We start from the raw sequence: 24,443 nt of genomic DNA, 5'->3' as shown, positions 1-24,443 counted from the left end.
TGAGGCATCATTTTGGCCCGGCATTCAATCCTTCTCCTGAGACGGGCAAGAATCAGCCGGCATTGATGGCAGCGGCCATGCGCTCAATGCCTTCTTCCAGCAATGCCCGTGGGCAGCCGAAATTCAGCCTGACGAATCGCGGGTCGCCGAATTCGGCGCCGGGAGAGAGACCGACGCCCGCCTGTTCAAAAAAGCGCTGAGGATTTTCCGCCGCCAGTTCATGCGCATCTATCCACGCCAGATAAGTGCCTTCGGGAGAGGCCATATGCAAACCCGGTAATTCATTGATGCGCGCCCTGAGCCAGTCCCGATTCCCACGCAGATAGGCTAACTGCTCGTCCAGCCATGGTTGCCCGTCACGCCAGGCTGCGGTGGCGGCCACAAAAGCCAGCACATCTACGCTTGGGACGATGCCGCTGCGTTGTGCGATAAAACGCATCCGTAGCCGGGGATTGGGGATCACCGCCAGCGACGCACCCAGTCCGGCGATATTAAAGGTTTTTGACGGCGACATCAGGGTCACCGAGCGCTGTTCCGCGTCACTGTCCAGCGAGGCGAACGGTATATGCTCCACCCCGGGTTCCAGCAGCAGATCGCAGTGAATTTCGTCGGAACACACCAATAAATCGTGGCGTTGGGCAAACGCCAACTGCTGTTGCAGCTCTTCCCGGCGATAAACGGTGCCGCCGGGATTATGGGGATTGCATAACATCAGCAGTTTTTCAACGCCGGTCAGTTCGGTTTCAACCGCGGCCAAATCCGCCAGCCAACGCCCGTCATTCAACACCATGGGGGCGAGGCGTTGCTGTCGGCCGGCGCCGCGCGCCGCGGCGCGAAACGGCGGATAAATAGGGGTAGGGATGACAATGCCTTCATCCGGCCCGGTTAAAGCGCGGACCGCCAGATTAATACCGCTCACCAGACCGGGCAAAAAGACCAGCCATTCCGGTTGCACCCGCCAGTGATAGCGCTCGGCCATACGTGCGATAAATAGTTCCGTCAATTCCGGAGAAGGGAAACCGTAACCAAAGACGCCATGGGCGATACGTGCCTGCAGTGCCTCAATAATGCAGGGCGGTGAGCGAAAATCGGTATCGGCGACCCAAAGAGGAATGACATTCTGTTCATAATACTTTTGCCACTTAAAACTGTCGCTGTGACGTCGGTCGATACTTTCGTCAAAGTTGAATGCCATAGTAATTTCCTTGGGCGATAAATAAGAATTTATCGCAACAGATGGATGGTCACGTTTTCATATGCCTGTTAATCTGGCGTGTCAAGAAGGAGTATACAATGCCTAAACTGGAAGTCTGCTGCTATAGCGTCGAGTGTGCGTTGACGGCGCAGCAAGCGGGCGCGGATCGTATCGAGCTGTGTTCGGCGCCCAAAGAAGGCGGTTTGACACCAGGCTACGGGACGTTAAAGCTGGCCCGCGAGAGGGTAACGATACCCGTGCATCCCATTGTCCGGCCCCGGGCCGGCGATTTTTGCTACAGCGACATTGAGTTCGAAATCATGCTTAATGAGCTGGCCTTTATCCGCGATATGGGCTTTCCCGGCGTGGTGGTGGGCGTGCTGGATGCCGAAGGGCACATCGATTTAGCCCGCATGCGGCTGATTATGCAGCAATGTTCAGGGATGGCGGTGACCTTTCATCGTGCCTTTGATATGTGCTTCAACCCGCATCAGGCATTAATCCAGTTAACCGATCTGGGGGTGGCCCGCATCCTGACATCCGGTCAGCAGCAGAGCGCCGAAGCTGGTTTGGCATTATTGAGGGAACTGACGGGGCGTAGTCGTGGTCCAATCATTATGGCCGGTGCGGGCGTACGCTTAACCAATTTGCATAAGTTTCAGCAAAGCGGCATACGTGAATTGCACAGTTCGGCAAGGCAGGTCATACCGTCCGGTATGCGTTACCGGAAAGCGGGGGTCAGCATGAGCGTTGACTACGAAGCGGATGAATTCAGCCATTACTGTGTTGACGGCGACATGGTGGCGGCGATGAAACATGCGCTGACGTTATCCACTCTCTCTCCTCGTTTGGCCTGAAGACAGTTTTTGCCGCGCACACGAACTAACCCACGTGATGCTTGCAAGTACCAAGCCCCAACATTTTTCTTGGGGCTTTTTTTTGATCAGGCTTTGCGCGCAACCATGATGGCCCGCAGCGGCGCGGGGTAACCCTCCACCGTTTTACGCGGGTCGTCCGGGTGAAGAAAATCCTCCAGCGATTCGCTGGTCATCCAGGGGGTGCGGCGTTGCTCCTCGGTGGAGGTTGCCGTCATATCCACCAGCCGGATTTGGCCGAAGCCGCATTTTTCCAGCCAGGCCGTCAATGCATTTACCGAGGGGATGAAATACACGTTCCGCATCCGGGCATAACGTTCTCCCGGCACAAGCACCTGCCGGTCATCCCCTTCAATCACCAGGGTTTCCAGCACCAGTTCGCCGTCATCCGCCAATTGGTTTCGCAACTGCAACAAATGATCCAGCGGCGAGCGGCGATGATAAAGCACGCCCATGGAAAATACCGTATCAAACGCCCGCAGATCCGGTAATTGCTCGATGCCCAACGGCAACAGGTGCGCCCGCAGATCGCCGCCGAGCAGTTTACGCACCGCCTCGAACTGGCATAAAAACAGCTGCATCGGATCGATTCCCACCGCCAGCCGCGCGCCGGCGCCCACCATACGCCAGAGGTGATAACCGCTGCCGCAGCCCACGTCCAGGATCAGCCGTCCGGCCAAGGGGCCGATATGGGGCAAGACCCGCTCCCATTTCCAATCCGAACGCCATTCCGTCTCTATTTCAATATCGTAAAGGGAAAAAGGACCCTTGCGCCAGGGCATCAATTGCCGCAGCAAGGCTTCAATACCCTCTTTCTGGCCTGCGGCAAGCGGTGTCTCGCCCTGGGCGGTGACGCCGTGCAGCAAATCGAGCCGCGCCGGCGTCATCACCGGCAATCTTTCCACAGCGTTAAACCACTGTCTGAATTTGCCGTGCAGGGATTCCTGCTGCCAGGCGCTTAACTGAGCGGGCAGGGTATTGAGCCAGGGGCTGAGGGGACCTTTGGCAATCAGCTGATAAAAATCACCAAAATCGGTCATCCCGCGTTCTCCGGCCTATGGGCGGGTTTGATAGCGATAAGGGAGCCGAAATTGAAACACTGAAACCAGATTTCCCCGTGGCCGAATCCGGCCTGCCGCAGGCGGTCCTTGTGGGTCTCCACCGAGTCCGTCAGCATGACGTTTTCAAGCATGCTGCGTTTCTGGCTGATCTCAAGCTCGCTGTAGCCGTTGGCGCGCTTGAAGTCATGGTGCATATTGAAAAGCAGTTCGCCAATTTCCGCGTCCTGAAAACTCATTTTTTCAGACAATACCACGGCACCGCCGGGATTGAGGCCGGCGAAAACGCGATTAAGCATCTGCTGGCGATCCTCCGGCTCAAGAAACTGCAAGGTGAAGTTCAGCACCACCAGCGAGGCGTTGCTTATCGGCACATCGCGAATATCGGCATGCAGCACTTCTACCGGGATATCGGCGCGAAATGCCTCGAGATGCCGCCGGCAGCGATCCACCATCGGGGCGGAGTTATCCACTGCGATAATCCGGCAGTCCTCGGCGGTAACGGCGCGGCGCATGGCCAGGGTCGCCGCGCCGAGGGAGCAGCCGAGATCGTAAATCCGGGAGCCGGGGCGGGCAAATCGTCCAGCCAGCATGCCGATCATGGAAATGATGCTGGCGTAGCCGGGCACCGAGCGTTGGATCATATCCGGGAAGACTTCGGCGACACGTTCATCGAAAGTCCAATCGCCCAAATTGGCAATGGGCGTCGAGAAAAGCTTATCTGGGTTAGTCATGGCGATATCGGGGATTATTCATGGAAAGGCCATATTCTACCAGATCCCCGGCACAAAGCATGCGGCGGCATGCATCTAGGTGTAAGCATTCCGCTGCGGCGACCCTCTTCCGGCTGGATGCGTCTCGCCGCGGCGGCCGGCGTTCAGAATAGCGTATCCTGCTGCGGCCAGCCTGGAAACGGGCCGATGGCGGGAATTCTCGCTTCAAGCAGTGGCCACAGATGCTGGGCCAGGCGCGGCGCCTGCGCGATGTCCGGCGTATGAATAAACAGGAAGGGCGTTTGATGCGCTTGCCATTGCGGCAGCTTGTCCAGCCAGGGTTGAAACAGCCGCAGGCTGTCATTGATGTCGTCATTGCCGATATAACGAATCAACGGACGGTGGGCGGTAAGCAGCGCATGGGGCGGCACTTTGGGTTTCTGGCGCTGAGCCGCCAGCAGGGCGGGACTGGAGGCGCGGGACAGATGGACCGGACGGCTGTCGAGAATCACCCGATTGACCCCCCGCTCCCGCAGACCGCGGTTTAACGCCAGTTCGTCTTCGCCTTTGGCGAAAAACTGCTCATGGCGGACTTCCACGCCATAGCTGAATGCGGGGGAGAGCGCGTCGAGAAAGGTCCACAGGGCGGGAAGGTCCACAGGGCCGAAGGTCGCCGGCAGCTGCAGCCAGTATTGGCCGATCCTGTCCGCCAGGGGCTCCAGGGTCTGGTAAAACTGCGCCAGGGGTTGCTGAAAATCCCGCAGCCCGCCCTGATGGCTGATGGTCGCCGGAAATTTAAAGCAAAACCGGAAATCTTCCGTCGTCATGGCGCGCCAGTCGTAGACTCGATCAAGGGCGGGCAGGGCATAGAGCGTGGTATTCCCTTCCACGCAGTTGAAATAACGCGCGTAATCCGCCAGGGTGCGCATGCCAAGCTTACCCCAGCCGCTATGCTGCCATTGCGGCAAGCCAATATACATCATGGCCTGGGCCCTCGCCGGCCGGCCCGTTGCGGACAAAACTCACCCCATGGCGGCAAGCACCTCGTCGCTGCTGCGTACCCGGCCGATGCGCGGAAAAATATTCTGCATGCTGTTATCATGCTGCTCCTTATCATGGGCACTGCAGACATCTTCCACCACCACCAGTTTAAAACCCATTTCCCAGGCGTTGCGCGCGGTGGATTCCACGCCGATGTTAGTGGAGATACCCGCCAGTACAATAGTATCGATGGCGCGGCGACGCAGCTGCATCTCAAGATCGGTGCCGTAAAATGCGCCCCATTGACGTTTGATAATGCGAATATCGCTTTCCTGTACCTTTAGCTCTTCGGGGAATTGCCACCAGTTTTCCGGCAATCCGTTGCCGCCCATGGCGGCATCCACCGGCTGTTTCAACGCTTCGCCAAAATCCGGCGACCAGCCCACCCGCACCAGAAATACCGGCGCGCCGATCTCCCGAAAGCGGCTGGCCAGCTTTCCGGCTTTGGTCACCACCTGCTGGGCGCTATGCGGTCCGCCGGCAAAGGGCAGGATACCCTGTTGCAAATCAATCAATACCAGCGCGCTACCTTTGGGATCGAGTTCCAGCATAATACGTCTCCTATAATTCACAAAACCGGACCAACGGGTGTCAGTCTATTCAGAAAGTGACCGGGAAAGGGTATGTTAGTCGATGGACATGGGAATAGCCCCGGCGGGAAAATTTTGTTAATAAATATGTTAATGATTAATTATTTGACCTGACCAAGGGGAGTTGCCTTCGGACTTATCCTGTGCGGGAAATTACTTTATAATGGCCGCCTTTCGAATGTCGGCAATATGCCAATGCACAGCCGTCAGCCCCAATGATTATACCCAATAGCTTTTACGTTGCGGCCCATCCGGCTGCAATGTGAACGATGAGGGGTATTCTTTACCCGCTAAAAATGGCAGGACGGCATGGGCTTAATTTTAAGGATATCGTGATGCGTACTGTATATTGCGGACAGCTCAATCTGTCCCATGTTGGCCGGGAAGTAACATTGTGCGGCTGGGTTAACCGCCGCCGGGACCTGGGCGGCCTGATTTTTATCGACATGCGGGATCGGGAAGGGCTGGTGCAGGTGTTTTTCGACCCCGATCGCCAGGAGGCGTTCGCCCGCGCCTCGGAGCTGCGCAACGAATTTTGTATTCAGCTTACCGGTACGGTAAGGGCGCGGCCCGACAGTCAAATCAACAGCGAAATGGCCACCGGCGAAGTGGAGGTGCTGGCAACATCGCTCACGGTCTTCAACCGTTCCGAGCCGCTGCCGCTGGATTCCAATCAAAACAATACCGAAGAGCAGCGGCTGAAATACCGTTATCTGGATTTGCGCCGTCCGGAAATGGCGGCGCGGCTGAAAGCCCGCGCCCGCATCTGCAGTTTTGTGCGCCGCTTTATGGATGGCGAAGGATTTCTGGATATCGAAACGCCGATGCTTACCAAAGCGACGCCGGAAGGCGCGCGCGACTACCTGGTGCCGAGCCGGGTGCATAAAGGCAAGTTCTACGCTCTGCCGCAGTCACCGCAGCTCTTCAAGCAGTTGCTGATGATGTCCGGTTTCGACAGGTATTATCAAATCGTCAAATGCTTTCGCGACGAGGACCTGCGAGCCGATCGCCAGCCGGAATTCACCCAGATCGACGTCGAAACCTCCTTTATGACCGCGCCCCAGGTGCGGGAAGTCATGGAACGCCTTATTCGCGAACTGTGGCGAGAAATCAAAGGCGTCGACCTGGGCGCCTTTCCGGTGATGACCTACGCCGAAGCCATGCGCCGCTTTGGTTCCGATAAACCCGATCTGCGCAACCCGATGGAAATCGTTGATGTGGGCGATCTGGTGAAAAACCTTGAATTCAAGGTGTTCTCCGGGCCGGCCAATGACCCCAAGGGGCGGGTGGCGGCGATCCGCGTACCCGGCGGCGCGCAGTTAAGCCGCAAGCAAATTGACGAGTACGCCAAGTTTATCGAAATTTACGGCGCCAAAGGTCTGGCCTATATTAAGGTTAATTCGCGCTCGGCGGGTCTGGAAGGGGTGCAAAGTCCCGTCGCCAAATTCCTCGATGCCGGCGTGCTGGAGTCGATACTGACGCGTACCGACGCCTGCGACGGCGACATGATTTTTTTCGGCGCCGATCGTGCCAAAATCACCACCGATGCGCTGGGAGCGCTGCGCCTGAAGCTGGGCCGCGACCTGCATATCACCGACGAGCAGCGCTGGGCGCCGCTGTGGGTCATTGATTTCCCGATGTTCGAGCAGGACGACGAAGGCGGACTGGCGGCCATGCATCACCCCTTCACCGCGCCGCTGGATGTCGACCCGCAAGCGCTGGCGGCCGATCCGCTGTCGGTGGTGGCCAATGCCTACGATATGGTATTGAACGGTTATGAAGTGGGGGGCGGCTCGGTGCGTATCCATCGCAGCGAAATACAGCAGACGGTATTCAGCATCCTGGGTATCGAGGAACAGCAGCAGCGGGATAAGTTCGGCTTCCTGCTGGATGCGCTGAAATACGGCACCCCGCCCCACGCGGGGCTGGCCTTCGGCCTGGATCGCCTGGTGATGCTGTTGACCGGCACCGATAATATCCGCGACGTTATCGCTTTCCCCAAAACCACCGCCGCGGCCGATCCCATGACCGACGCGCCGAGTTTTGGCAATCCTGACGCGCTGGCGGAATTGTCCATCGCCGTCATCGGCAAAGGCAAGGAAGCGGCGGAACGCGGACAGCAATAGATGGCCTGGAAGCGACCGGTTTCGGTGTTGATTGTGATTTACGCCCGGGATAGCGGCCGGGTCTTGATGATGCAGCGCCGGGACGATCCCGATTTCTGGCAATCGGTCACCGGCAGCCTGGAAGGAGAGGAAACTCCCGCCGAGGCGGCGAAACGGGAAGTGTGCGAGGAAACCGGCATCAATATCGATGCCGAGCGCCTCCCGTTGCTGGATTGCAAGCGCTGCGTCGAGTTTGAAATTTTCAGTCATTTGCGCCACCGATATGCGCCGGGAGTGACGCGTAATACAGAATATTGGTTCAGTTTGACGTTACCCTCTGAGCGTGAGCCTAAGATAAGCGAGCATCTCGCTTTCCAATGGCTCAGCGCCCCACAGGCCGCCTTACTGACCAAATCCTGGAGTAATCGGCAGGCGATTGAAGAATTTGTTATTTATCCGGCCTGAAGAGGCTTATTTCGGAGAGAGTTATGGCAGGTCATAGCAAGTGGGCCAATACCAAGCATCGTAAAGCGGCCCAAGACAGTAAACGCGGCAAAATCTTCACCAAGATCATTCGTGAATTGGTGACCGCCGCACGGCTTGGCGGCGGCGACGTGGGGGCCAATCCACGACTGCGCGCCGCGGTGGATAAAGCCCTGGCCAATAATATGACGCGCGATACCCTCAATCGCGCCATCGCGCGGGGCGTGGGCGGCGATGACGATACCCAGATGGAAACCATTATCTATGAAGGCTACGGCCCCGGCGGAACGGCGGTGATGGTTGAATGCCTGAGCGACAACCGCAACCGTACCGTCTCCGAGGTCAGGCACGCCTTTACCAAAACCGGCGGCAACCTCGGTACCGATGGCTCGGTTTCCTACCTGTTCACCAAAAAAGGCGTCATCTCCTTTGCGCCCGGCCTGGACGAGGATCGGGTGATGGACGCAGCGCTGGAAGCCGGTGCGGATGATGTGGTCACCTATGACGACGGCGCCATCGATGTCTACACGACGCCGGAGACGTTCGGTTCGGTGAAAGATGCGTTGGAAGCAGCCGGTTTGCACGCCGAGGAGTCCGAGGTGGCGCTGATTCCGTCCACCAAGGCGGATCTGGACGAGGAAACCGCCCCCAAGCTGCTGCGCCTGATAGATCTGCTGGAAGATTCGGACGATGTGCAGGAAGTTTATCATAACGGCGAGATCTCCGATGAGGTGGCGGCGACCCTGTGACCGGCATGCTGGCTTGGCGGCCAAACCCGGCGGCCGGTATCGGGCGATGACGATTATTCTCGGTATCGACCCCGGTTCGCGTATCACCGGTTACGGTATCATCCGTCAGCAGGGACGGGTGCTTACCTATCTCGGCAGCGGTTGCATCCGCACCAAAGTGGATGATTTGCCTACCCGGCTGCAGCTTATTTATGCCGGCGTCAGCGAGATCATTACGCAATTTCAGCCGGATTTTTTCGCCATTGAGGAAGTTTTTATGGCGAGAAACGCCGATTCGGCGCTGAAGCTGGGTCAGGCGCGCGGGGTGGCTATCGTGGCGGCCATGAACCAATCGCTGCCGGTGTTCGAGTATGCCGCCCGTCAGGTGAAGCAAACGGTGGTGGGCAATGGTTCGGCGGACAAAGGCCAGGTACAGCATATGGTGAAGCTGCTGCTGAAGCTGCCCGCCAGCCCGCAGGCGGATGCCGCCGACGCGCTGGCCATCGCCATTACCCATTGCCACGTCAGCCAGAACGCTATCCGGGCGGGCAACAGCCGGCTGAATCTGGCCCGCGGCCGGTTAAGCTGAGGGGTGGGGGCTGGCGCCAGCCGGGGTTGCGGGCCTGTGCCGGCCGGGCACGTCGAGGCTCCATCAGCATGGTCTCCCTTTAACACAGTCGTTGCACGTCCGGTGATCGCGGGCTTACCGTGCCATGGGGCGCTCGGGCAGGCGGGAAAACCACGCCTGCTTCGACCCCATCGGCACGGTCTCCCTTTAACGCGGTCGTTGCACGTCCGGTGATCGCGGGCCTACCGTGCCATGGGGCGCTCGGGCAGGCGGGAAAACCACGCCTGCTTCGACCCCATCGGCACGGTCTCCCTTTAACGCGGTCGTTGCACGTCCGGTGATCGCGGGCCTACCGTGCCATGGGGCGCTCGGGCAGGCGGGAAAACCACGCCTGCTTCGACCCCATCGGCACGGTCTCCCTTTAACGCGGTCGTTGCACGTCCGATGATCGCGGGCCTGTCAGGCTATACGGCTGGATATTCATCCAGCCTTTATTATGTTATAAATGTTAGCCATGGGTCGCTGACTCAACGACAATCAAAAGGAAGGTCAACGTGATTGGACGCCTAAGAGGCATCATTCTGGAAAAGCAGCCCCCGCAGGTGTTGCTTGAAGTTCAGGGAGTCGGCTATGAAGTGCAAATGCCCATGACCTGCTTTTACGTCCTGCCGGAAACCGGCAAGGAAGCTATTGTGTATACCCACTTTGTGGTGCGCGAGGATGCGCAGCTGCTGTTCGGTTTCACTAACCGCCAGGAGCGCGCCCTGTTTCGTGAACTGATTAAGGTCAACGGCGTCGGCCCGAAGCTGGCGCTGGCTATTCTATCCGGCATGTCGGCGCAGCAGTTTGTCAATACGGTTGAGCGCCAGGAAATCAGCGCCTTGATCAAGCTGCCCGGCGTCGGCACCAAAACCGCCGAGCGGCTGGTGGTGGAAATGAAAGATCGCTTTAAAGGGATGAACGGTGAATTATTCGCCCTCGGCGGCGGCGATCTTCCCGCCAGTATCCCCGTTAACGCTGCGTCTGCGGACGATCCTGAATCTGAAGCGGTTGCCGCCTTGGTGTCATTGGGTTATAAACCTCAGGAGGCCAGCCGGATGGTGAACAAAGTGGCGCGGCCTGATGCCGACTGTGAATCGCTAATCCGCGACGCCCTGCGCGCCGCGCTGTGAGGTAATGGATGATTGAAGCAGATCGTTTAATGTCCCCTTCCGTGGTGATCCCCGACGAGGTGGTGGACCGGGCCATCCGGCCGAAAACCCTCGACGATTACATCGGACAGCCGCACGTGCGCGAGCAGATGGAGATTTTCATCCAGGCGGCGAAGCTGCGCGGCGACGCGTTGGACCATCTGCTGATTTTCGGCCCGCCCGGCTTGGGTAAAACCACCCTGGCCAATATCGTCGCCAATGAAATGGGCGTGAATTTACGTACTACTTCCGGGCCGATTTTGGAAAAACCAGGCGATCTGGCGGCCATGCTCACCAATCTTGAACCCCACGATGTGCTGTTTATTGATGAAATCCACCGCCTTTCCCCGGTGGTGGAGGAAATTCTCTACCCGGCGATGGAAGATTACCAACTGGATATCATGATCGGCGACGGCCCGGCGGCCAGGTCAATTAAAATCGAACTGCCGCCCTTTACCCTGGTGGGAGCCACCACCCGCGCCGGTTCCCTGACCTCGCCTCTGCGCGATCGGTTCGGTATCGTGCAGCGCCTGGAGTTCTATCAGGTAGCGGATCTGCAGCATATCGTCAAACGCAGCGCCGACTGCCTGGAATTAAGCATCACCGAATCCGGCGCTCATGAAATCGCCAAACGGGCGCGGGGTACGCCGCGTATCGCCAACCGGCTGTTGCGCCGGGTGCGGGACTTCGCAGAAGTGCGCGCCCAGGGCGTCATTACCGACGATGTGGCGGTGAATGCCCTGGATATGCTGAATGTGGATACCGAGGGCTTCGACTTTATGGACCGCAAGCTATTGTTGGCCATTATCGATAAATTCGTCGGAGGCCCGGTGGGATTGGATAACCTGGCGGCGGCCATCGGCGAAGAGAAAGAAACCATTGAAGATGTGCTGGAGCCCTTTCTTATCCAGCAGGGATTTATGCAGCGCACATCACGGGGGCGCATCGCTACCGCCCAGGCCTATAAGCATTTTGGTATCGCGCGGGACGAGCTGTAGCTGCTCATTGGCGTCATGGCGGGGCTTATCATCGCCCCCGACGAACCGTAAAGCCGTGCCCTGAGTTCAGGCCCGTTGCCTGCTGAATAAACTCAGCAAAAACAGCACGGAGGCGCAAAGCACCACCGACGGCCCGGCGGGGGTGTCGTAAAACGCCGAGAAAGCGAGTCCGCCGGTGACGGCAATCATGCCGGCCGCTATCGCCAGCAGCGCCATCTGCTCGGGCGTACGTGAAAACCGGCGGGCGGCGGCGGCCGGAATGATCAGCAGCGACGTGATGATAAGGGCGCCGACAAACTTCATCGCCAGTCCGATGGTGAGCGCGGTCAGCAGCATCAGCAGCAGCTTGACCCGCGGCAGGCGGATACCGTCCACATGGGCCAGCTCCGGGCTGATGGTTACCGAGAGCAGCGCCCGCCACTGCCAGGCCAGCAACGCGAGCACCACCGCCACGCCGCAGGCGATCAGCACGATATCGTCCAGGGTCACCGACAGCAAATCGCCGAACAGGTAGGCCATCAGATCCACCCGCACGTTAGACATCAGGCTTACCACCACCAGTCCCAGTGAAAGCGCGCTGTGCGCCATAATCCCCAGCACGGTGTCAATGGCCAGCTGCGGGAAGCGTTCCAGCCACACCAGGCCCAACGCCAATACCAGCGTCACCGCGATCACCGCGTAAAACGGATTGACATTCAGCAGCAATCCGAAAGCCACTCCCAGCAGCGACGCATGGGCCAGCGTATCGCCGAAATAGGACATCTTGCGCCAGACCACGAAAGATCCCAACGGACCCGCCGCCATGGCCAGCAGGATGCCGGCCAGCCAGCCCGGCAATAGCAGCGCTAGCATGACCGGCAGCTCTCCCGTTCCGCCACCGTCTCTCCGCTCAGGTCGTGGCCATGGTTGTGGTGGTGACGGTAGACAGCTAGCGCATCAGCGCCCTGATAACCGAACATCGCGATATAATCGGGATGGGCTAAGACGACTTCCGGCGTGCCCGAGCAGCAGATATGCTGATTAAGGCACAGTACTTCATCGGTTTGGGCCATGACCAGATGCAGGTCATGGGAAACCATCAGTACGCCGCAGCCCAGGGTATGGCGGATTTGCTGGATAAGCTCATAAAGCGCCGCCTGGCCGGCGATATCAACGCCCTGGGTCGGTTCATCCAGCACCAGCAGCTGCGGCCGATTGAGCAGGGCGCGGGCCAGCAGCACCCGCTGCATTTCGCCGCCGGACAGTTTCTGCATCGGCTGCGCCAGCAAATGGGCCGCATGCACCCGCGCCAGCGCCTCGGGCAATTCCTGCTTTTCCACGCCCGGACGCAGGCGCATGAAACGCTCTACCGTCAGCGGCAGGGTGGTGTCCAGATAAATTTTTTGCGGAACATAACCGATACGCAGCCTGGGGTCCCGCACCAGCGTACCCGCGTCAGCGGGTATCAGGCCGAGCACCACCCTAACCAGCGTGGACTTGCCGGCGCCGTTGGGCCCCACCAGCGTCAGGATCCGTCCGGCACGCAGGGAAAACGAGATATCGCTGAGGACGCGCCTGGCGCCGAAACTGACGGATATATGGTTGAGTGTGACCAGAGTTGACATGTTAATTACGGTTGCGAAACGGCAAGAATGTTATAATATCACACGCCCAAGAGTTGCCGAAGAGAATTATCATTATGAATCCCCGCCATAAAAAAGGGTCCCGGCTGTGGCTGGCCGGCATTTTACTCCTGTGCGCCATCGGCGGCCAGGCACGGGCGAATATACTGGTCTCCATTCGTCCGTTGGGGTTTATCGCCTCGGCCATCGGTGAAGGCGTTACCGGGACAGATGTGCTGCTGCCGGACGGCGCATCGCCTCATGACTACGCCCTGCGTCCCTCCGATATCGGGCGCATCCGGGATGCCTCCCTGGTGGTCTGGGTCGGGCCGGAATTGGAAGCGTTTATGGCCAGGCCGGTGACGGCGCTGCCCGCGGCCAAGGCGCTGACATTGTCCGCGATCCCGGCGATTAAACCGCTGCTGATGAAAGGCGGCGACCATGACGACGATGCCCCCGGCGCCCATGATCCGGCGGATGATGCCGACAACCATCATGGCGAATACAATATGCATATCTGGCTGTCGCCGGAAATAGCCGCGCAAATCGCCATTGCCATCCACGATCGTTTAGTGCTGCTGTGGCCGGATAAGAAAGCCCAAATAGACGAAAATCTGCTATTTTTCACCACATCCTTGACAAAAAATGACAAAATAATCGCTACAATGCTATCGCCAGCGAGCGGGAAGGGGTATTTCGTGTTTCACGATGCCTATGGTTATTTTGAAAAACACTACGGTTTAACCTCCTTGGGTTATTTCACCATCAATCCCGAGATACAGCCCGGCGCCCAGGCACTACATAACATTCGAACTCAGTTGGTTGAGCATAAAGCCTTGTGCATTTTTGCTGAGCCACAATTCAGGCCGGCCGTCATCAATGCCGTGGCCAGAGGGACCGATGTGCGCATGGGCACGCTGGATCCCCTGGGAAGCGGTATCGCTTTGGGCAAGGACAGTTATAGCCATTTCTTGTTTCAATTGGCGAACCAATATATGAGCTGCCTGAATAAAAAATCATGAGGATAGGAATCGGTGCAGCAGTTCGTTCGTTCTATTACGCTGGCGTATAACAATCTGCCAAGACCCCATCGCGTGATGTTGGGGTCATTAACCGTCATCACTCTGGCCGTGGCCGTATGGCGGCCTTATGTCTACTCTCCCGTTATGGGACCCTCCACCAGCCGCACCGTGCCGGCGGGAGCACAGCCCGCGCGTGACCTGGCGCCGGAAGCCAGCGAACCCATTGATCAGTCCCCCGCCGATAACGACGACGATGTTCCCCTTGCCGACGATCTTGACGAAAAAGTCGCCGGCGAAACCGGGGTGCATGAATATGTCGTTTCCACCGGCGATACCTTGGGCAGCATATTGACCCAATACGGCATCGATATGTCGGATGTTTCGCTGCTGGCCCAGCGGTTTCCCCAGTTGCGCAATCTGAAGATAGGCCAGAAAATCTCCTGGACGCTGGATGGCGGCGGCGAGCTGCAGCGCCTGAGCTGGGAGATGTCGCGCCGGGAAACCCATACCTACGATCGCCTCGACGGCGGTTTCAAGGAGAGCGTGGCCAATCAGGCCGGCGAATGGAGCAATGCCATGCTGACCGGCACCGTGGACGGCAGCTTCGTCACCAGCGCGCGCGCCGCCGGCCTGTCCGGCCCGGAAATCAATTCGGTTATCAAAGCGCTGCAGTGGCAGCTTGATTTCCGTAAGCTACAGCAGGGCGATCGGTTCGCGGTGCTGACATCGAGGGAAATGCTTAACGGCCGCAGCGAACAGAGCGAATTGATCGGGGTGCGCCTGCGCACCGGCGACAAGGATGTTTATGCGTTCCGCGCCAGCGACGGAGAGTTTTACAACCGGGTCGGCGCCGGGCTGGCGCAGGGCTTTATGCGTTTTCCCACCGTCAAGCAATTCCGGGTATCGTCCAATTTCAGTCCCCGGCGCCTGAATCCGGTTACCGGTCATATCGCCCCCCATCGCGGCGTGGATTTCGCCATGCCGGTGGGCACGCCGGTGTTGGCGGTGGGCGACGGCGAAGTGGTTGAGAGTAAAAACGGCAGCGGGGCGGGCAACTATGTGACCATCCGCCATGGCCGGCAATACATGACCCGCTATATGCATTTGAAAAAACTGTTGGTGAAGCCGGGGCAACAGGTGAAACGCGGCGATCGCATCGCCTTGTCCGGCAATACCGGCCGTTCCACCGGTCCTCACCTGCACTATGAAATCTGGATAAACCAGCAGGCTGTGAATCCGTTAACGGCCAAGCTGCCCCGCACCGAAGGGTTGACCGGCAAGGATCGGCTCGACTATCTGGCGCAGGTCAGGGAAGCAATGCCGCAGCTGCAATTCGATTGATATGGTATCTTAGGGCAACCGACAAGTCATTGGTTGCCTTATGATGTTTATTAACCGAGCGGCGTAAATGGGAAGAAGAGGCTGGCACCCTCAGGCAATCGACAGTAGACAAAAGACAGTTGAGATTTGCATGGAAAAGAATAATAAAACCAACGTGGTGGAATTTGTCCCCGAGTTCAAGAGGGAATTTTTCTTGCCCCGTTACTGGGGCGTCTGGTGCGTCATCGCCTTGATTACCGGCGCGGCATTTGTCCCGGCCCGCTTGCGGGATCCGATGTTGGGCGCCATGGGACGCCTGGTAGGGCGGTTCTCCAAGGGCGCCCGCCATCGCGCGCGGGTTAACCTGCGCTACTGCCTGCCGGAACTTACCGATGACCGGCGGGAAACCATCATCGACGACATGTTCGCCCTGGTGCCGCAATCCACGGTGCTGCTGGCCGAGCTGGCCTGCCGCAGCCCGGAACGGCTGCAAAAAAAAGTCATTTGGCACGGTAGGGACGTCATCGAGGCAGCACAGGCGCAGCAGCGCAATATCATCTTTCTGGTGCCGCACGGCTGGGCGGTGGATGTCCCGGCCATTCTCATGTCCTCAACCGGCCAAAAGGTCTCGGCGATGTTCCACAATCAGCGCAACGAACTGGTGGACTATATGTGGAACCGGGTACGCCGCCGTTTCGGCGGTCGCATGCACGCCCGTAACGACGGTATAAAACCGTTCATCTTCTCCATACGCCATGGCTATTGGGGCTATTATCTGCCCGATCAGGATCATGGCGCCGAACACAGCGAATTTGTGGATTTTTTCGCCACCTATAAAGCCACGCTGCCGGCCATCGGCCGCATGATGAAGATATGCCGGGCGGCGGTGATTCCGCTCTTTCCGGTATACAACAGCAAGACCGGAGAGCTGCATATCCACATTCGACCGCCGATGGACGATATCGCCGATGCTAGCGATCATGATATCGCCCGCCGCATGAATGAAGAAGTTGAAATGCTGGTTCGGCCGAACCCGGAACAGTACGCCTGGATCCTGAAATTACTCAAAACCCGCAAACCCGGCGACCCGGATCCCTATAAGCGCTAGTCCCGCCGCCGCGGCAATGGGGCAAAATAAAGCCGGCTGATGGTCGGTTCAGATTGCTGACAAACATACTCGGAGTCAATAAGGAGGGGCAGGCTGCCAGAAGAGTAAACCGTCCGCGCCATGGACCAAAACGCCCGGAGCGTTTTGGAACAATGCCGTCAGGCGTTGGCCCGAAGGGCGGCTACCAGGGAGGGTAGCCGTAATCGCGCGGATCGAGCCTACAAGGAGGTATTTACGGCGTGTTTACGATCTGGTAGTTTGCCCCGACCGAGCACTTTGTCAACAAGCTCGCCGGCTGATGGCCGGCTTTTCCTGTATTGACGCAACGGTCGCCTGGGCGGGTTACTCCACCCGCAGGATCCGGCTGGTATTAGTGGTGCCAACGGTACTCATGACATCCCCTTGGGTAACAATCACCAAGTCCCCCGACATCAAAAAGCCCTTATCCCGCAGCAAATTAGCCGCCTCGGTGGCCGCGAACACCCCTTCGCCGTCGCTGTTGAAATAGACCGGCGTTACCCCGCGGTACAGCGCCGTGAGGTTCAGCGTATGTTCATGACGGGACAGAGCGAAGATCGGCAAACCTGAGCTGATACGGGACATCATCAGCGGTGTGCGGCCGGATTCCGTCAGCGTAATAATGGCGCTCACCCCTTTCAGGTGATTGGCGGCATACATGCTGGACATGGCAATAGCTTCTTCGATGTTGTCGAACTGTACGTCCAGGCGGTGCTTCGACACATTGATGCTGGGGATTTTTTCGGCGCCAAGGCATACCCGGGCCATGGCGGCCACGGTTTCCGCCGGGTACTGGCCGGCGGCGGTCTCGGCGGATAACATCACCGCATCGGTCCCGTCCAGCACCGCGTTCGCCACATCCATCACCTCAGCGCGCGTGGGCATCGGGTTGGTAATCATCGATTCCATCATCTGAGTGGCGGTTATCACCGCGCGATTCAGTTTACGGGCGCGGCGGATCAATTTTTCTGGATACCTACCAGTTCCGGATCGCCGATTTCCACCCCCAGATCGCCGCGCGCCACCATGACCACATCGGAAGCCAGGATAATATCGTCCATGGCTTCGTCGCTGGCCACCGCTTCGGCGCGTTCCACCTTGGAGACAATCTTGGCGTTACAGCCGGCATCGCGGGCCAGGCGGCGAGCGTAGTTCAAGTCTTCACCGGTACGCGGAAAGGAAACCGCCAGATAATCCACGCCGATTTTCGCGGCGGTAAGAATATCGAGTTTGTCTTTTTCAGTCAGGGCCGGGGCCGACAACCCGCCGCCCATCTTATTGATGCCCTTGTTATTGGACAACGGGCCGCCCACGGTGACCTCGGTAAACACCTGCGTACCGATGACTTCCAGCACTTTCAGCTGTACCCGCCCGTCATCAAGCAGCAGAACGTCGCCGGGCACCACATCGGCGGGCAGCCCCTTATAATCGATACCGACTCTTTCCCTATCGCCTTCACCCTTGCCCAGATTGGCGTCAAGTATGAACTTGTCCCCCAGGCTCAAGAACACTTTGCCTTCCCGGAAGGTAGATACGCGGATTTTTGGCCCCTGTAAATCACCCAGGATCGCCACATGCCGTCCCAGTTTTGCCGCAATCTCGCGTACCTTATTGGCCCGGATCAGGTGATCTTCAGCAGTCCCGTGGGAAAAATTAAGGCGAACCACATTGGCGCCGGCAGCAATAACTTTTTCAAGATTATTGTCACGATCGGTGGCTGGCCCCAGCGTGGTTACAATTTTGGTTCTTCTGAGCCGTCTGGACATAGATAACTCCGTTGACTTGGACATTATTGGTGTAGCAAAAACGTCGTATCATCATTTCATCGCGGTCATGGTTTGTTCTCGACTGCGGATGAAACTGATTCGGCTGTGTTAAAGCATTCCTCGTCTTAGTGGCATACAAAGCTCTTTCCGTAGCTTTTTCGTACCCCAGTGAGAGGTTATTTTTCATATAATACCGTATCAATCAAATTTATATGCTGCTGAGTCTACCTTATCAAAGCGTGATTCCTTAAGGGCCTCCTTGACCCGCTTCAGGTTATCCCTGAATTTGGCCCCGCGGCGCAAGGTAAAGCCGGTGGCCAGAACGTCTATCAGCGTTAATTGCGCGATACGCGATATCATGGGCATGAAGACATCGGTATCCTCGGGCACATCCAGGGCCAGCGTCAAAGAAGCTTCACGAGCCAGCGGCGAATAAGGCGAGGTTACCGCGATAACGGTTGCATCATTCTCGCGCGCCAGCTGCGCCAGGTCCACCAGCATTTTGGTTCTGCCGGTATGGGATATCAGCACCACCACATCCCCTTCGCTGGAATTCATGCAACTCATGCGCTGCATAACAATATCCTCGGAATAGACAATGGGGATATTGAAGCGGAAAAATTTGTTCATCGCATCATGCGCCACCGCGGCGGAAGCCCCCAAGCCGAAGAAGGAGATTTTTTTGGCCTGGGTGAGCAAATCCACCGCCCGGTTGATGGCGGCGATATCCAACCGGGTTTTTACCTGCTCCAAACTGGCCATGGTGGATTCGAAAATTTTCAGCGTATAGGAATCGACGCTGTCGTCTTCATCCACATTACGGTTTACATAAGGTGTACCATTAGCCAAACTCTGAGCAAGCTGTAATTTAAAATCAGGATAACCCTTAGTATCCAAACGACGACAAAAACGGTTGACTGTGGGCTCACTGACTTCGGCCATCCGGGCCAGAATGGCGATACTGGAATGGATAGCGGTCTGGGGCGTGGCGAGGATGACTTCCGCCACTTTACGTTCAGACTTACTCAGCAACTCCATATGGCTATTAATCTTTTCCAGCATGTTCATAAGTGAATTGCTCATGGTTTTAACCGATTTCACACAAAGGAGAAATCATTACCGATTTGATGAAATATACTACGAGCCGGAAGGCAAAGGCAGCTAATCCGGCGAACACAACGAGTTTTTTACCAGACTATGACCCGTGTCTAACTTTCAAAAGTGTAATATATTGACATTATTGTTTGTAAATTACATTTTGTTTGCGGTAAGTAAGATGTGGCATGCTGAAAAATGTGATTTATTGGGGATTTTTCTGGTGATTTACTGGTTGGCGTCAAAAACCTTTTAAATGTAATAAAATTACAAACATCCTGCACGAGGAGAGGAACATGGCGTTAACATCCATTGCCCAGGCATGCGATCTGGTGATTTTCGGCACAAAGGGCGATTTGGCCCGGAGAAAACTGCTGCCTTCGTTGTATCAGTTGGAGAAAGCCGGATCCATAAACCCCGATACCCGTATCATCGGGGTAGGCCGTGCCGATTGGGACGTGAAAGCTTATACCAAGGTGGTACGCGAAGCGCTGGAAACCTTCATGAAAGAGACTATCGACGAAAAGCTCTGGAAGACGCTCAGCGCGCGCCTGGATTTTTGTAATCTCGATGTAAACGAAACCAAACATTTCACCCGCCTGGGGGAAAAGCTCGACCAGGAAAACCGTGTTACCATCAACTACTTTGCCATGCCGCCCAATACATTCGGCGCCATTTGCCAGGGTTTGGGAGAAGCCGGGCTGAACAAAGAGCCGAGTCGGGTCGTCATGGAAAAACCCCTGGGTACCGATTTAGCCTCTTCTCAGGTCATTAACGATCAGGTGGCGAAGTATTTCAAAGAGTGCCAGGTCTATCGCATCGACCATTATCTCGGTAAAGAAACCGTGTTGAATCTGTTGGCGCTGCGTTTCGCCAACTCCTTGTTCGCCAGCAACTGGGATAATCGCACCATTGATCATGTGCAGATAACCGTGGCCGAAGAAGTGGGCATTGAAGGGCGCTGGGGATATTTTGATAAAGCCGGCCAGATGCGCGACATGATTCAAAGCCATTTGCTGCAGATTCTGACCATGATTGCCATGTCGCCGCCGTCGGATTTAACCACCGATCGCATCCGCGACGAAAAAGTGAAGGTACTGCGCTCCCTGCGGCCCATTGATCATACCAATGTGCGCGACACCACCGTACGGGGACAATATACCGCCGGGTTTGTCCAGGGTAAGAAAGTACCGGGTTACCTGGAAGAAGAGGGCGCCAACAAGGCCAGCCATACCGAAACCTTTGTTTCAATCCGAGTGGATATCGACAACTGGCGCTGGGCGGGGGTTCCTTTTTACCTGCGCACCGGTAAACGCCTGCCCACCAAATGTTCCGAAGTGGTGATCTACTTTAAGAATCCGGCGCTCAATCTGTTCCGCGACTCCTATCAACAGCTGCCGCAAAACAAGCTGACCATCCGTCTACAGCCGGACGAAGGGATGGATATTCAGATCCTTAATAAAGTCCCTGGTCTTGATCACAAGCATCGCCTGCAAACCACCAAACTGGATTTGAGCTTTACGGAAACCTTCAACCAGGAGCATCTGGCGGACGCCTATGAGCGGCTGCTGCTGGAAACCATGCGCGGCATCCAGGCGCTGTTTGTTCGCCGCGATGAGGTTGAGGCGGCGTGGACATGGGTGGACTCCATCATGGAAGCCTGGGAGTCGGACAATGACGCGCCGAAACCTTATCAGGCGGGCACTTGGGGGCCGGTGGCCTCGGTGGCCATGATAACCCGTGACGGCCGCTCCTGGAATGAATTCGAATAAGTTAACTTATACCCTTTGCCTAACAGGCAAGACTGGAGACACCAAGTAATGAAGAATTGGAAAACAAGCGCGGAAAGCATCCTGACAGCGGGTCCGGTTGTGCCGGTTATTGTTATCAATAAGCTGGAACAGGCGGTACCGTTGGCGAAAGCGCTGGTGGCCGGCGGCGTTCGGGTGCTGGAAGTGACCCTGCGCACCCCGTGCGCCATCGATGCCATTCGCGCCATTGCCAAAGAAGTGCCGGAAGCCATCGTCGGCGCCGGCACCGTTACCAATGTTCAGCAATTGGCCGAAGTGACCGCCGCCGGCGCGCAGTTTATCATCAGCCCCGGGGTAACCGAGCCGCTGCTGAAAGCCGCCACTGAAGGCAACATCCCGCTGATTCCGGGGATCGCCACCGTGTCCGAACTGATGCTGGGTATGGAATATGGTTTACGGGAGTTCAAGTTCTTCCCGGCTGAAGCCAACGGCGGCGTGAAAGCGCTGCAAGCCATCGCCGGACCCTTCTCCCAGATCCGTTTCTGCCCCACCGGCGGGATTTCACCCAAGAACTACCGTGATTACCTGGCGCTGAAAAGCGTGCTGTGCATCGGCGGCTCCTGGCTGGTGCCCAACGACGCGCTGGAAGCGGGCGACTACGCGCGCATCACCGAACTGGCGAAAGAAGCGGTCGCCGGCGCTAAAGCGTAATAACAAAGGCTCCTTCAAGGAAGACTTTCAGACTGCTGACAAACGTACTCGGCGATAGTAAGGAGGGACAGGCTGCCGGAAGAGTAAACCGTCCGCGCCAGGGATGGCGCAGATCGAGCCCCCAGGAACGGGTTCACGGCGTGTTTACGATCTGCTAGCCTGTCTCGACCGGGCACCTTGTCAACAAGCTCAAAGGCCCCTGCAATGGGGCCTTGTTTCACTACCCCTGCACGTTAATAGCCGCCGCCGCTGCTTTAGCCGCGCTCACGGCGTCTTCTACCGTATCCGCCATGGCCAGAGTCACGCCCAGACGGCGTTTGCCGCTGATGGCGGGCTTGGCGAACAGCCTGATTTGTACTCCGGCCGACAGCGCCTGCTCCAGGCCGCTGAACGTCAGGTTATCACTCTCCAGCTCAGGCAGAATCACCGCCGAGGCCGCCGGACCGTATTGCCTAACGCCGCCCACCGGCAATCCCAGAAAAGCCCGTACATGCAGGGCGAACTCGGATAAATCCTGTGATATCAGGGTGACCATGCCGGTATCGTGCGGTCGGGGTGAGACTTCGCTGAAAATCACCTCGTCGCCGCGCACAAACAGCTCAACGCCGAACAGGCCAAAGCCGCCGAGGGACGTCACCACTTTTTGCGCGATATCCCGCGCCCGCTGCCAGGCCAATGGACTCATGGCCTGCGGCTGCCAGGATTCCCGATAATCCCCGTCCTCTTGACGGTGGCCGATGGGTTCGCAAAAGTGAATGCCGTCCACGGCGCTGATGGTCAGCACGGTAATTTCAAAATCGAACTGCACCAGCCCCTCCACAATCACCTTGCCTCCGCCGGCCCGACCGCCGAGCTGGGCATAATTCCAGGCGGCGTCCAAGGTATCGGCATCCCGTACCAGGCTTTGTCCCTTGCCGGATGAGCTCATTACCGGCTTGATAATAAGCGGAAAGCCGATAGTCGCCACCGCCTGTAAAAGCTCCGCGGGATCCTGGGCAAAACAATAGGGCGAAGTGGGCAATGCCAGCGTTTCCGCCGCCAGGCGGCGTATGCCTTCGCGGTTCATGGTCAGCCGGGTGGCGCGGGCGCAGGGGACGACATGATGACCGAGCTGTTCAAGGGTTACCAGCATATCGGTGGCGATGGCTTCGATTTCCGGCACGATAAAATCCGGCTGTTCCCGCTCGATGAGCGCGCGAAGCGCGTCACCGTCCAGCATATTGATGACATGGGAACGATGGGCCACATGCATCGCAGGCGCATCGGCATACCGATCGACGGCAATCACCTCTACTCCCAGCCGCTGACACTCAATGGCCACTTCCTTGCCAAGCTCGCCGGAACCCAACAGCATGACTTTGGTTGCGCCGGGACGTAAAGCCGTTCCGATAGTTACCATTTTTTTCCCCTGATCTGATAAAAATTGCGCGCAGTATAAACGAAATCGTTTGCCTATGCAGCAGGACCAGGTAGCATGCCGGTAAATCCCTTTGTATCAATGGTTAAGCCAAACGGTTAAAGTGTTATCTTTTGCTTCGGTAACTATAAATCCCTTTCTCAAGCGAATTTTAACAGGCTATTATCATCTAATACCCTGAAATACGGATAAACAGTACATGTGGAGGATCTATGCATAAAACGGGACCCGGTCTGTTGGGGGCATTGGTGCTGGGACTGATCTTGTCCCCTCTGGCGACGGCGGCCGATCAGACTCAGTCAGGTACGGCGGAACCCGCCGCCCAGTCATCGTCCGACGCCGGCTCTGCGGCGCAATCACCCTCCGCCCAATCCCAGGCGACGCCGAACGCTACCGATAACACCCCCCCCAGCCGCCGGCGACGGGGCAAAACAGCGCCCCTGCGGCCGCGACACCCAAGACGCCGTCCACCGCCGCTCCCGCGCAGCCATCGCCCCCGGCCAACGCCGTTCCAGCGCCGGCCGATAATACCTCGCCGGTACCGCCGCCGGCCCCGACCGATACTGCGCCGGCTCAGCCTTCCGCACCGGCTAATGCCGTACCCGCCCAACCGCCGGCGCCGGCCAATAATTCTCCCGCACCGGCCAAACCCGCGCCCGCCAAACCGGCTCCGGTGAAAAAGGCTACCGGCGATAAATCCAACGCGGCCAAAACCACCGCAGCGGAACAGGCCAAAACAGCTGCCAAGAATCCGCCGGTGCAAACCTTCGCCGTAGCGCCTTGCCCGGATTTGAATGCGACGCAAGTAGCGGAATTAATCCAGCAGGATTACACCCAAAACCGGTTCCCACGTTTTGCCGATGATAAACAGGCTTTAGGAGACACCATGGTGGCCTGGATCAATCCGGAAGAGGTGACGGGCACCGGCGACAGTTGGCAGGCGCCGTTGAAAATCCGCGGACAAACCGCCGATCGCAGCTACGGGGTTACCCTTGACTGCCAGAAAGGCGTAATCAGCTATACCTTGAGTAAATGAGTTAATATTTTTCCCCATAATTGTCTCAATATACCCTAAATAATTCGAGTTGCA

At 57.5% G+C, this 24,443-nt stretch carries 23 protein-coding genes and 1 pseudogene; 13 read left to right on the top strand and 11 right to left on the bottom strand.

Annotated features, from left to right (window positions below; translation table 11 throughout):
* Positions 1–52: 52 nt before the first annotated feature.
* Complete coding sequence (locus GTU79_RS16270) at positions 53–1,195, bottom strand: MalY/PatB family protein (RefSeq protein WP_203521194.1); 1,143 nt, start codon at positions 1,193–1,195, stop codon at positions 53–55.
* A 98-nt stretch (positions 1,196–1,293) separates the two neighbouring features.
* Here GTU79_RS16270 and cutC point away from each other — a divergent pair, with 98 nt between their 5' ends.
* Entirely contained in the window at positions 1,294–2,052 is a 759-nt protein-coding gene (cutC, locus tag GTU79_RS16265; RefSeq protein WP_132921268.1) for a copper homeostasis protein CutC, read from the top strand.
* An 86-nt stretch (positions 2,053–2,138) separates the two neighbouring features.
* Here cutC and cmoB read toward each other — a convergent pair whose 3' ends face one another.
* From cmoB to GTU79_RS16245, 4 genes are all read right to left on the bottom strand, one after another.
* Positions 2,139–3,110 carry a tRNA 5-methoxyuridine(34)/uridine 5-oxyacetic acid(34) synthase CmoB gene (gene cmoB / locus GTU79_RS16260; protein WP_132921269.1) on the bottom strand — a complete coding sequence of 324 codons (972 nt, stop codon included), beginning with the start codon at positions 3,108–3,110 and terminating at the stop codon, positions 2,139–2,141.
* Positions 3,107–3,862, bottom strand: a complete 756-nt coding sequence (gene cmoA, locus GTU79_RS16255) for a carboxy-S-adenosyl-L-methionine synthase CmoA (RefSeq protein ID WP_132921270.1) — start codon at positions 3,860–3,862, stop codon at positions 3,107–3,109. Before cmoA ends, cmoB begins: the two co-directional genes overlap by 4 nt.
* A gap of 143 nt (positions 3,863–4,005) precedes the next feature.
* Positions 4,006–4,821 carry a DUF72 domain-containing protein gene (locus GTU79_RS16250; RefSeq protein ID WP_420854187.1) on the bottom strand — a complete coding sequence of 272 codons (816 nt, stop codon included), beginning with the start codon at positions 4,819–4,821 and terminating at the stop codon, positions 4,006–4,008.
* A 42-nt stretch (positions 4,822–4,863) separates the two neighbouring features.
* Positions 4,864–5,433 carry a hydrolase gene (locus GTU79_RS16245; RefSeq protein ID WP_203521196.1) on the bottom strand — a complete coding sequence of 190 codons (570 nt, stop codon included), beginning with the start codon at positions 5,431–5,433 and terminating at the stop codon, positions 4,864–4,866.
* A gap of 374 nt (positions 5,434–5,807) precedes the next feature.
* Between GTU79_RS16245 and aspS the strand changes: the two genes are divergently transcribed.
* The 6 genes from aspS (at position 5,808) to ruvB (ending at position 11,544) form a co-directional block, all read left to right on the top strand.
* Positions 5,808–7,598, top strand: coding sequence for an aspartate--tRNA ligase (gene aspS / locus GTU79_RS16240; RefSeq protein ID WP_203521197.1), 1,791 nt, complete (start codon positions 5,808–5,810; stop codon positions 7,596–7,598).
* Positions 7,599–8,042: a dihydroneopterin triphosphate diphosphatase gene (gene nudB / locus GTU79_RS16235; protein WP_132921273.1), complete on the top strand. Its 444-nt coding sequence runs from the start codon at positions 7,599–7,601 to the stop codon at positions 8,040–8,042.
* Between the two features lie 23 nt (positions 8,043–8,065).
* Positions 8,066–8,809 (top strand): YebC/PmpR family DNA-binding transcriptional regulator, encoded by a 744-nt coding sequence (locus GTU79_RS16230; RefSeq protein ID WP_132921274.1) that lies wholly within the window; start codon positions 8,066–8,068, stop codon positions 8,807–8,809.
* Positions 8,810–8,855: 46 nt separating this feature from the next.
* Positions 8,856–9,377 carry a crossover junction endodeoxyribonuclease RuvC gene (gene ruvC, locus GTU79_RS16225; RefSeq protein ID WP_203523047.1) on the top strand — a complete coding sequence of 174 codons (522 nt, stop codon included), beginning with the start codon at positions 8,856–8,858 and terminating at the stop codon, positions 9,375–9,377.
* A 533-nt stretch (positions 9,378–9,910) separates the two neighbouring features.
* Positions 9,911–10,528 carry a Holliday junction branch migration protein RuvA gene (gene ruvA / locus GTU79_RS16220; protein ID WP_132921276.1) on the top strand — a complete coding sequence of 206 codons (618 nt, stop codon included), beginning with the start codon at positions 9,911–9,913 and terminating at the stop codon, positions 10,526–10,528.
* A gap of 8 nt (positions 10,529–10,536) precedes the next feature.
* Complete coding sequence (ruvB, locus tag GTU79_RS16215; protein ID WP_203521198.1) at positions 10,537–11,544, top strand: Holliday junction branch migration DNA helicase RuvB; 1,008 nt, start codon at positions 10,537–10,539, stop codon at positions 11,542–11,544.
* 66 nt (positions 11,545–11,610) lie between these two features.
* Here the strand turns inward: ruvB and znuB are convergent, their stop codons facing one another.
* Both znuB and znuC read right to left on the bottom strand, forming a co-directional pair.
* Positions 11,611–12,396 (bottom strand): zinc ABC transporter permease subunit ZnuB, encoded by a 786-nt coding sequence (gene znuB / locus GTU79_RS16210; protein ID WP_203521199.1) that lies wholly within the window; start codon positions 12,394–12,396, stop codon positions 11,611–11,613.
* Positions 12,390–13,148, bottom strand: coding sequence for a zinc ABC transporter ATP-binding protein ZnuC (gene znuC, locus GTU79_RS16205; RefSeq protein WP_203521200.1), 759 nt, complete (start codon positions 13,146–13,148; stop codon positions 12,390–12,392). Before znuC ends, znuB begins: the two co-directional genes overlap by 7 nt.
* Before the next feature lie 74 nt (positions 13,149–13,222).
* On the opposite strand from znuC, the gene znuA reads away from it, so the two are divergent.
* From znuA to lpxM, 3 genes are all read left to right on the top strand, one after another.
* On the top strand, positions 13,223–14,167 hold the full coding sequence (gene znuA / locus GTU79_RS16200; protein ID WP_203521201.1) for a zinc ABC transporter substrate-binding protein ZnuA: 945 nt from the start codon (positions 13,223–13,225) through the stop codon (positions 14,165–14,167).
* Positions 14,168–14,179: 12 nt separating this feature from the next.
* The gene (gene mepM, locus GTU79_RS16195; protein WP_203521202.1) at positions 14,180–15,508 is read left to right on the top strand and encodes a murein DD-endopeptidase MepM; all 1,329 of its coding nucleotides are present in this window, start codon (positions 14,180–14,182) and stop codon (positions 15,506–15,508) included.
* Positions 15,509–15,638: 130 nt separating this feature from the next.
* A complete protein-coding gene (gene lpxM, locus GTU79_RS16190; RefSeq protein WP_203521203.1) occupies positions 15,639–16,595 on the top strand; it encodes a lauroyl-Kdo(2)-lipid IV(A) myristoyltransferase in 957 nt (318 codons plus the stop codon).
* A 342-nt stretch (positions 16,596–16,937) separates the two neighbouring features.
* On the opposite strand, the pseudogene pyk reads toward lpxM, so the two are convergent.
* Both pyk and GTU79_RS16180 read right to left on the bottom strand, forming a co-directional pair.
* Positions 16,938–18,379: pseudogene (pyk, locus tag GTU79_RS16185) on the bottom strand (pyruvate kinase).
* A 198-nt stretch (positions 18,380–18,577) separates the two neighbouring features.
* The gene (locus GTU79_RS16180; protein WP_132927720.1) at positions 18,578–19,447 is read right to left on the bottom strand and encodes a MurR/RpiR family transcriptional regulator; all 870 of its coding nucleotides are present in this window, start codon (positions 19,445–19,447) and stop codon (positions 18,578–18,580) included.
* Between the two features lie 323 nt (positions 19,448–19,770).
* Here GTU79_RS16180 and zwf point away from each other — a divergent pair, with 323 nt between their 5' ends.
* Positions 19,771–21,246 carry a glucose-6-phosphate dehydrogenase gene (gene zwf / locus GTU79_RS16175; protein WP_132921284.1) on the top strand — a complete coding sequence of 492 codons (1,476 nt, stop codon included), beginning with the start codon at positions 19,771–19,773 and terminating at the stop codon, positions 21,244–21,246.
* 48 nt (positions 21,247–21,294) lie between these two features.
* Complete coding sequence (locus GTU79_RS16170; protein ID WP_132921285.1) at positions 21,295–21,936, top strand: bifunctional 4-hydroxy-2-oxoglutarate aldolase/2-dehydro-3-deoxy-phosphogluconate aldolase; 642 nt, start codon at positions 21,295–21,297, stop codon at positions 21,934–21,936.
* 220 nt (positions 21,937–22,156) lie between these two features.
* On the opposite strand, the gene purT is transcribed toward GTU79_RS16170, so the two are convergent.
* Positions 22,157–23,335 carry a formate-dependent phosphoribosylglycinamide formyltransferase gene (gene purT, locus GTU79_RS16165; RefSeq protein ID WP_203521204.1) on the bottom strand — a complete coding sequence of 393 codons (1,179 nt, stop codon included), beginning with the start codon at positions 23,333–23,335 and terminating at the stop codon, positions 22,157–22,159.
* Positions 23,336–23,648: 313 nt separating this feature from the next.
* Complete coding sequence (locus GTU79_RS31010) at positions 23,649–23,783, bottom strand: hypothetical protein (protein ID WP_275956898.1); 135 nt, start codon at positions 23,781–23,783, stop codon at positions 23,649–23,651.
* A 243-nt stretch (positions 23,784–24,026) separates the two neighbouring features.
* On the opposite strand from GTU79_RS31010, the gene GTU79_RS16160 reads away from it, so the two are divergent.
* Positions 24,027–24,389, top strand: coding sequence for a YebF family protein (locus tag GTU79_RS16160; RefSeq protein WP_214513136.1), 363 nt, complete (start codon positions 24,027–24,029; stop codon positions 24,387–24,389).
* The last annotated feature ends 54 nt before the right edge of the window (positions 24,390–24,443 follow it).

It is taken from the genome of Sodalis ligni (assembly GCF_016865525.2).
Taxonomy (GTDB): domain Bacteria; phylum Pseudomonadota; class Gammaproteobacteria; order Enterobacterales; family Enterobacteriaceae; genus Acerihabitans; species Acerihabitans ligni.
This window is presented reverse-complemented; position numbering and strand designations above follow the sequence as displayed.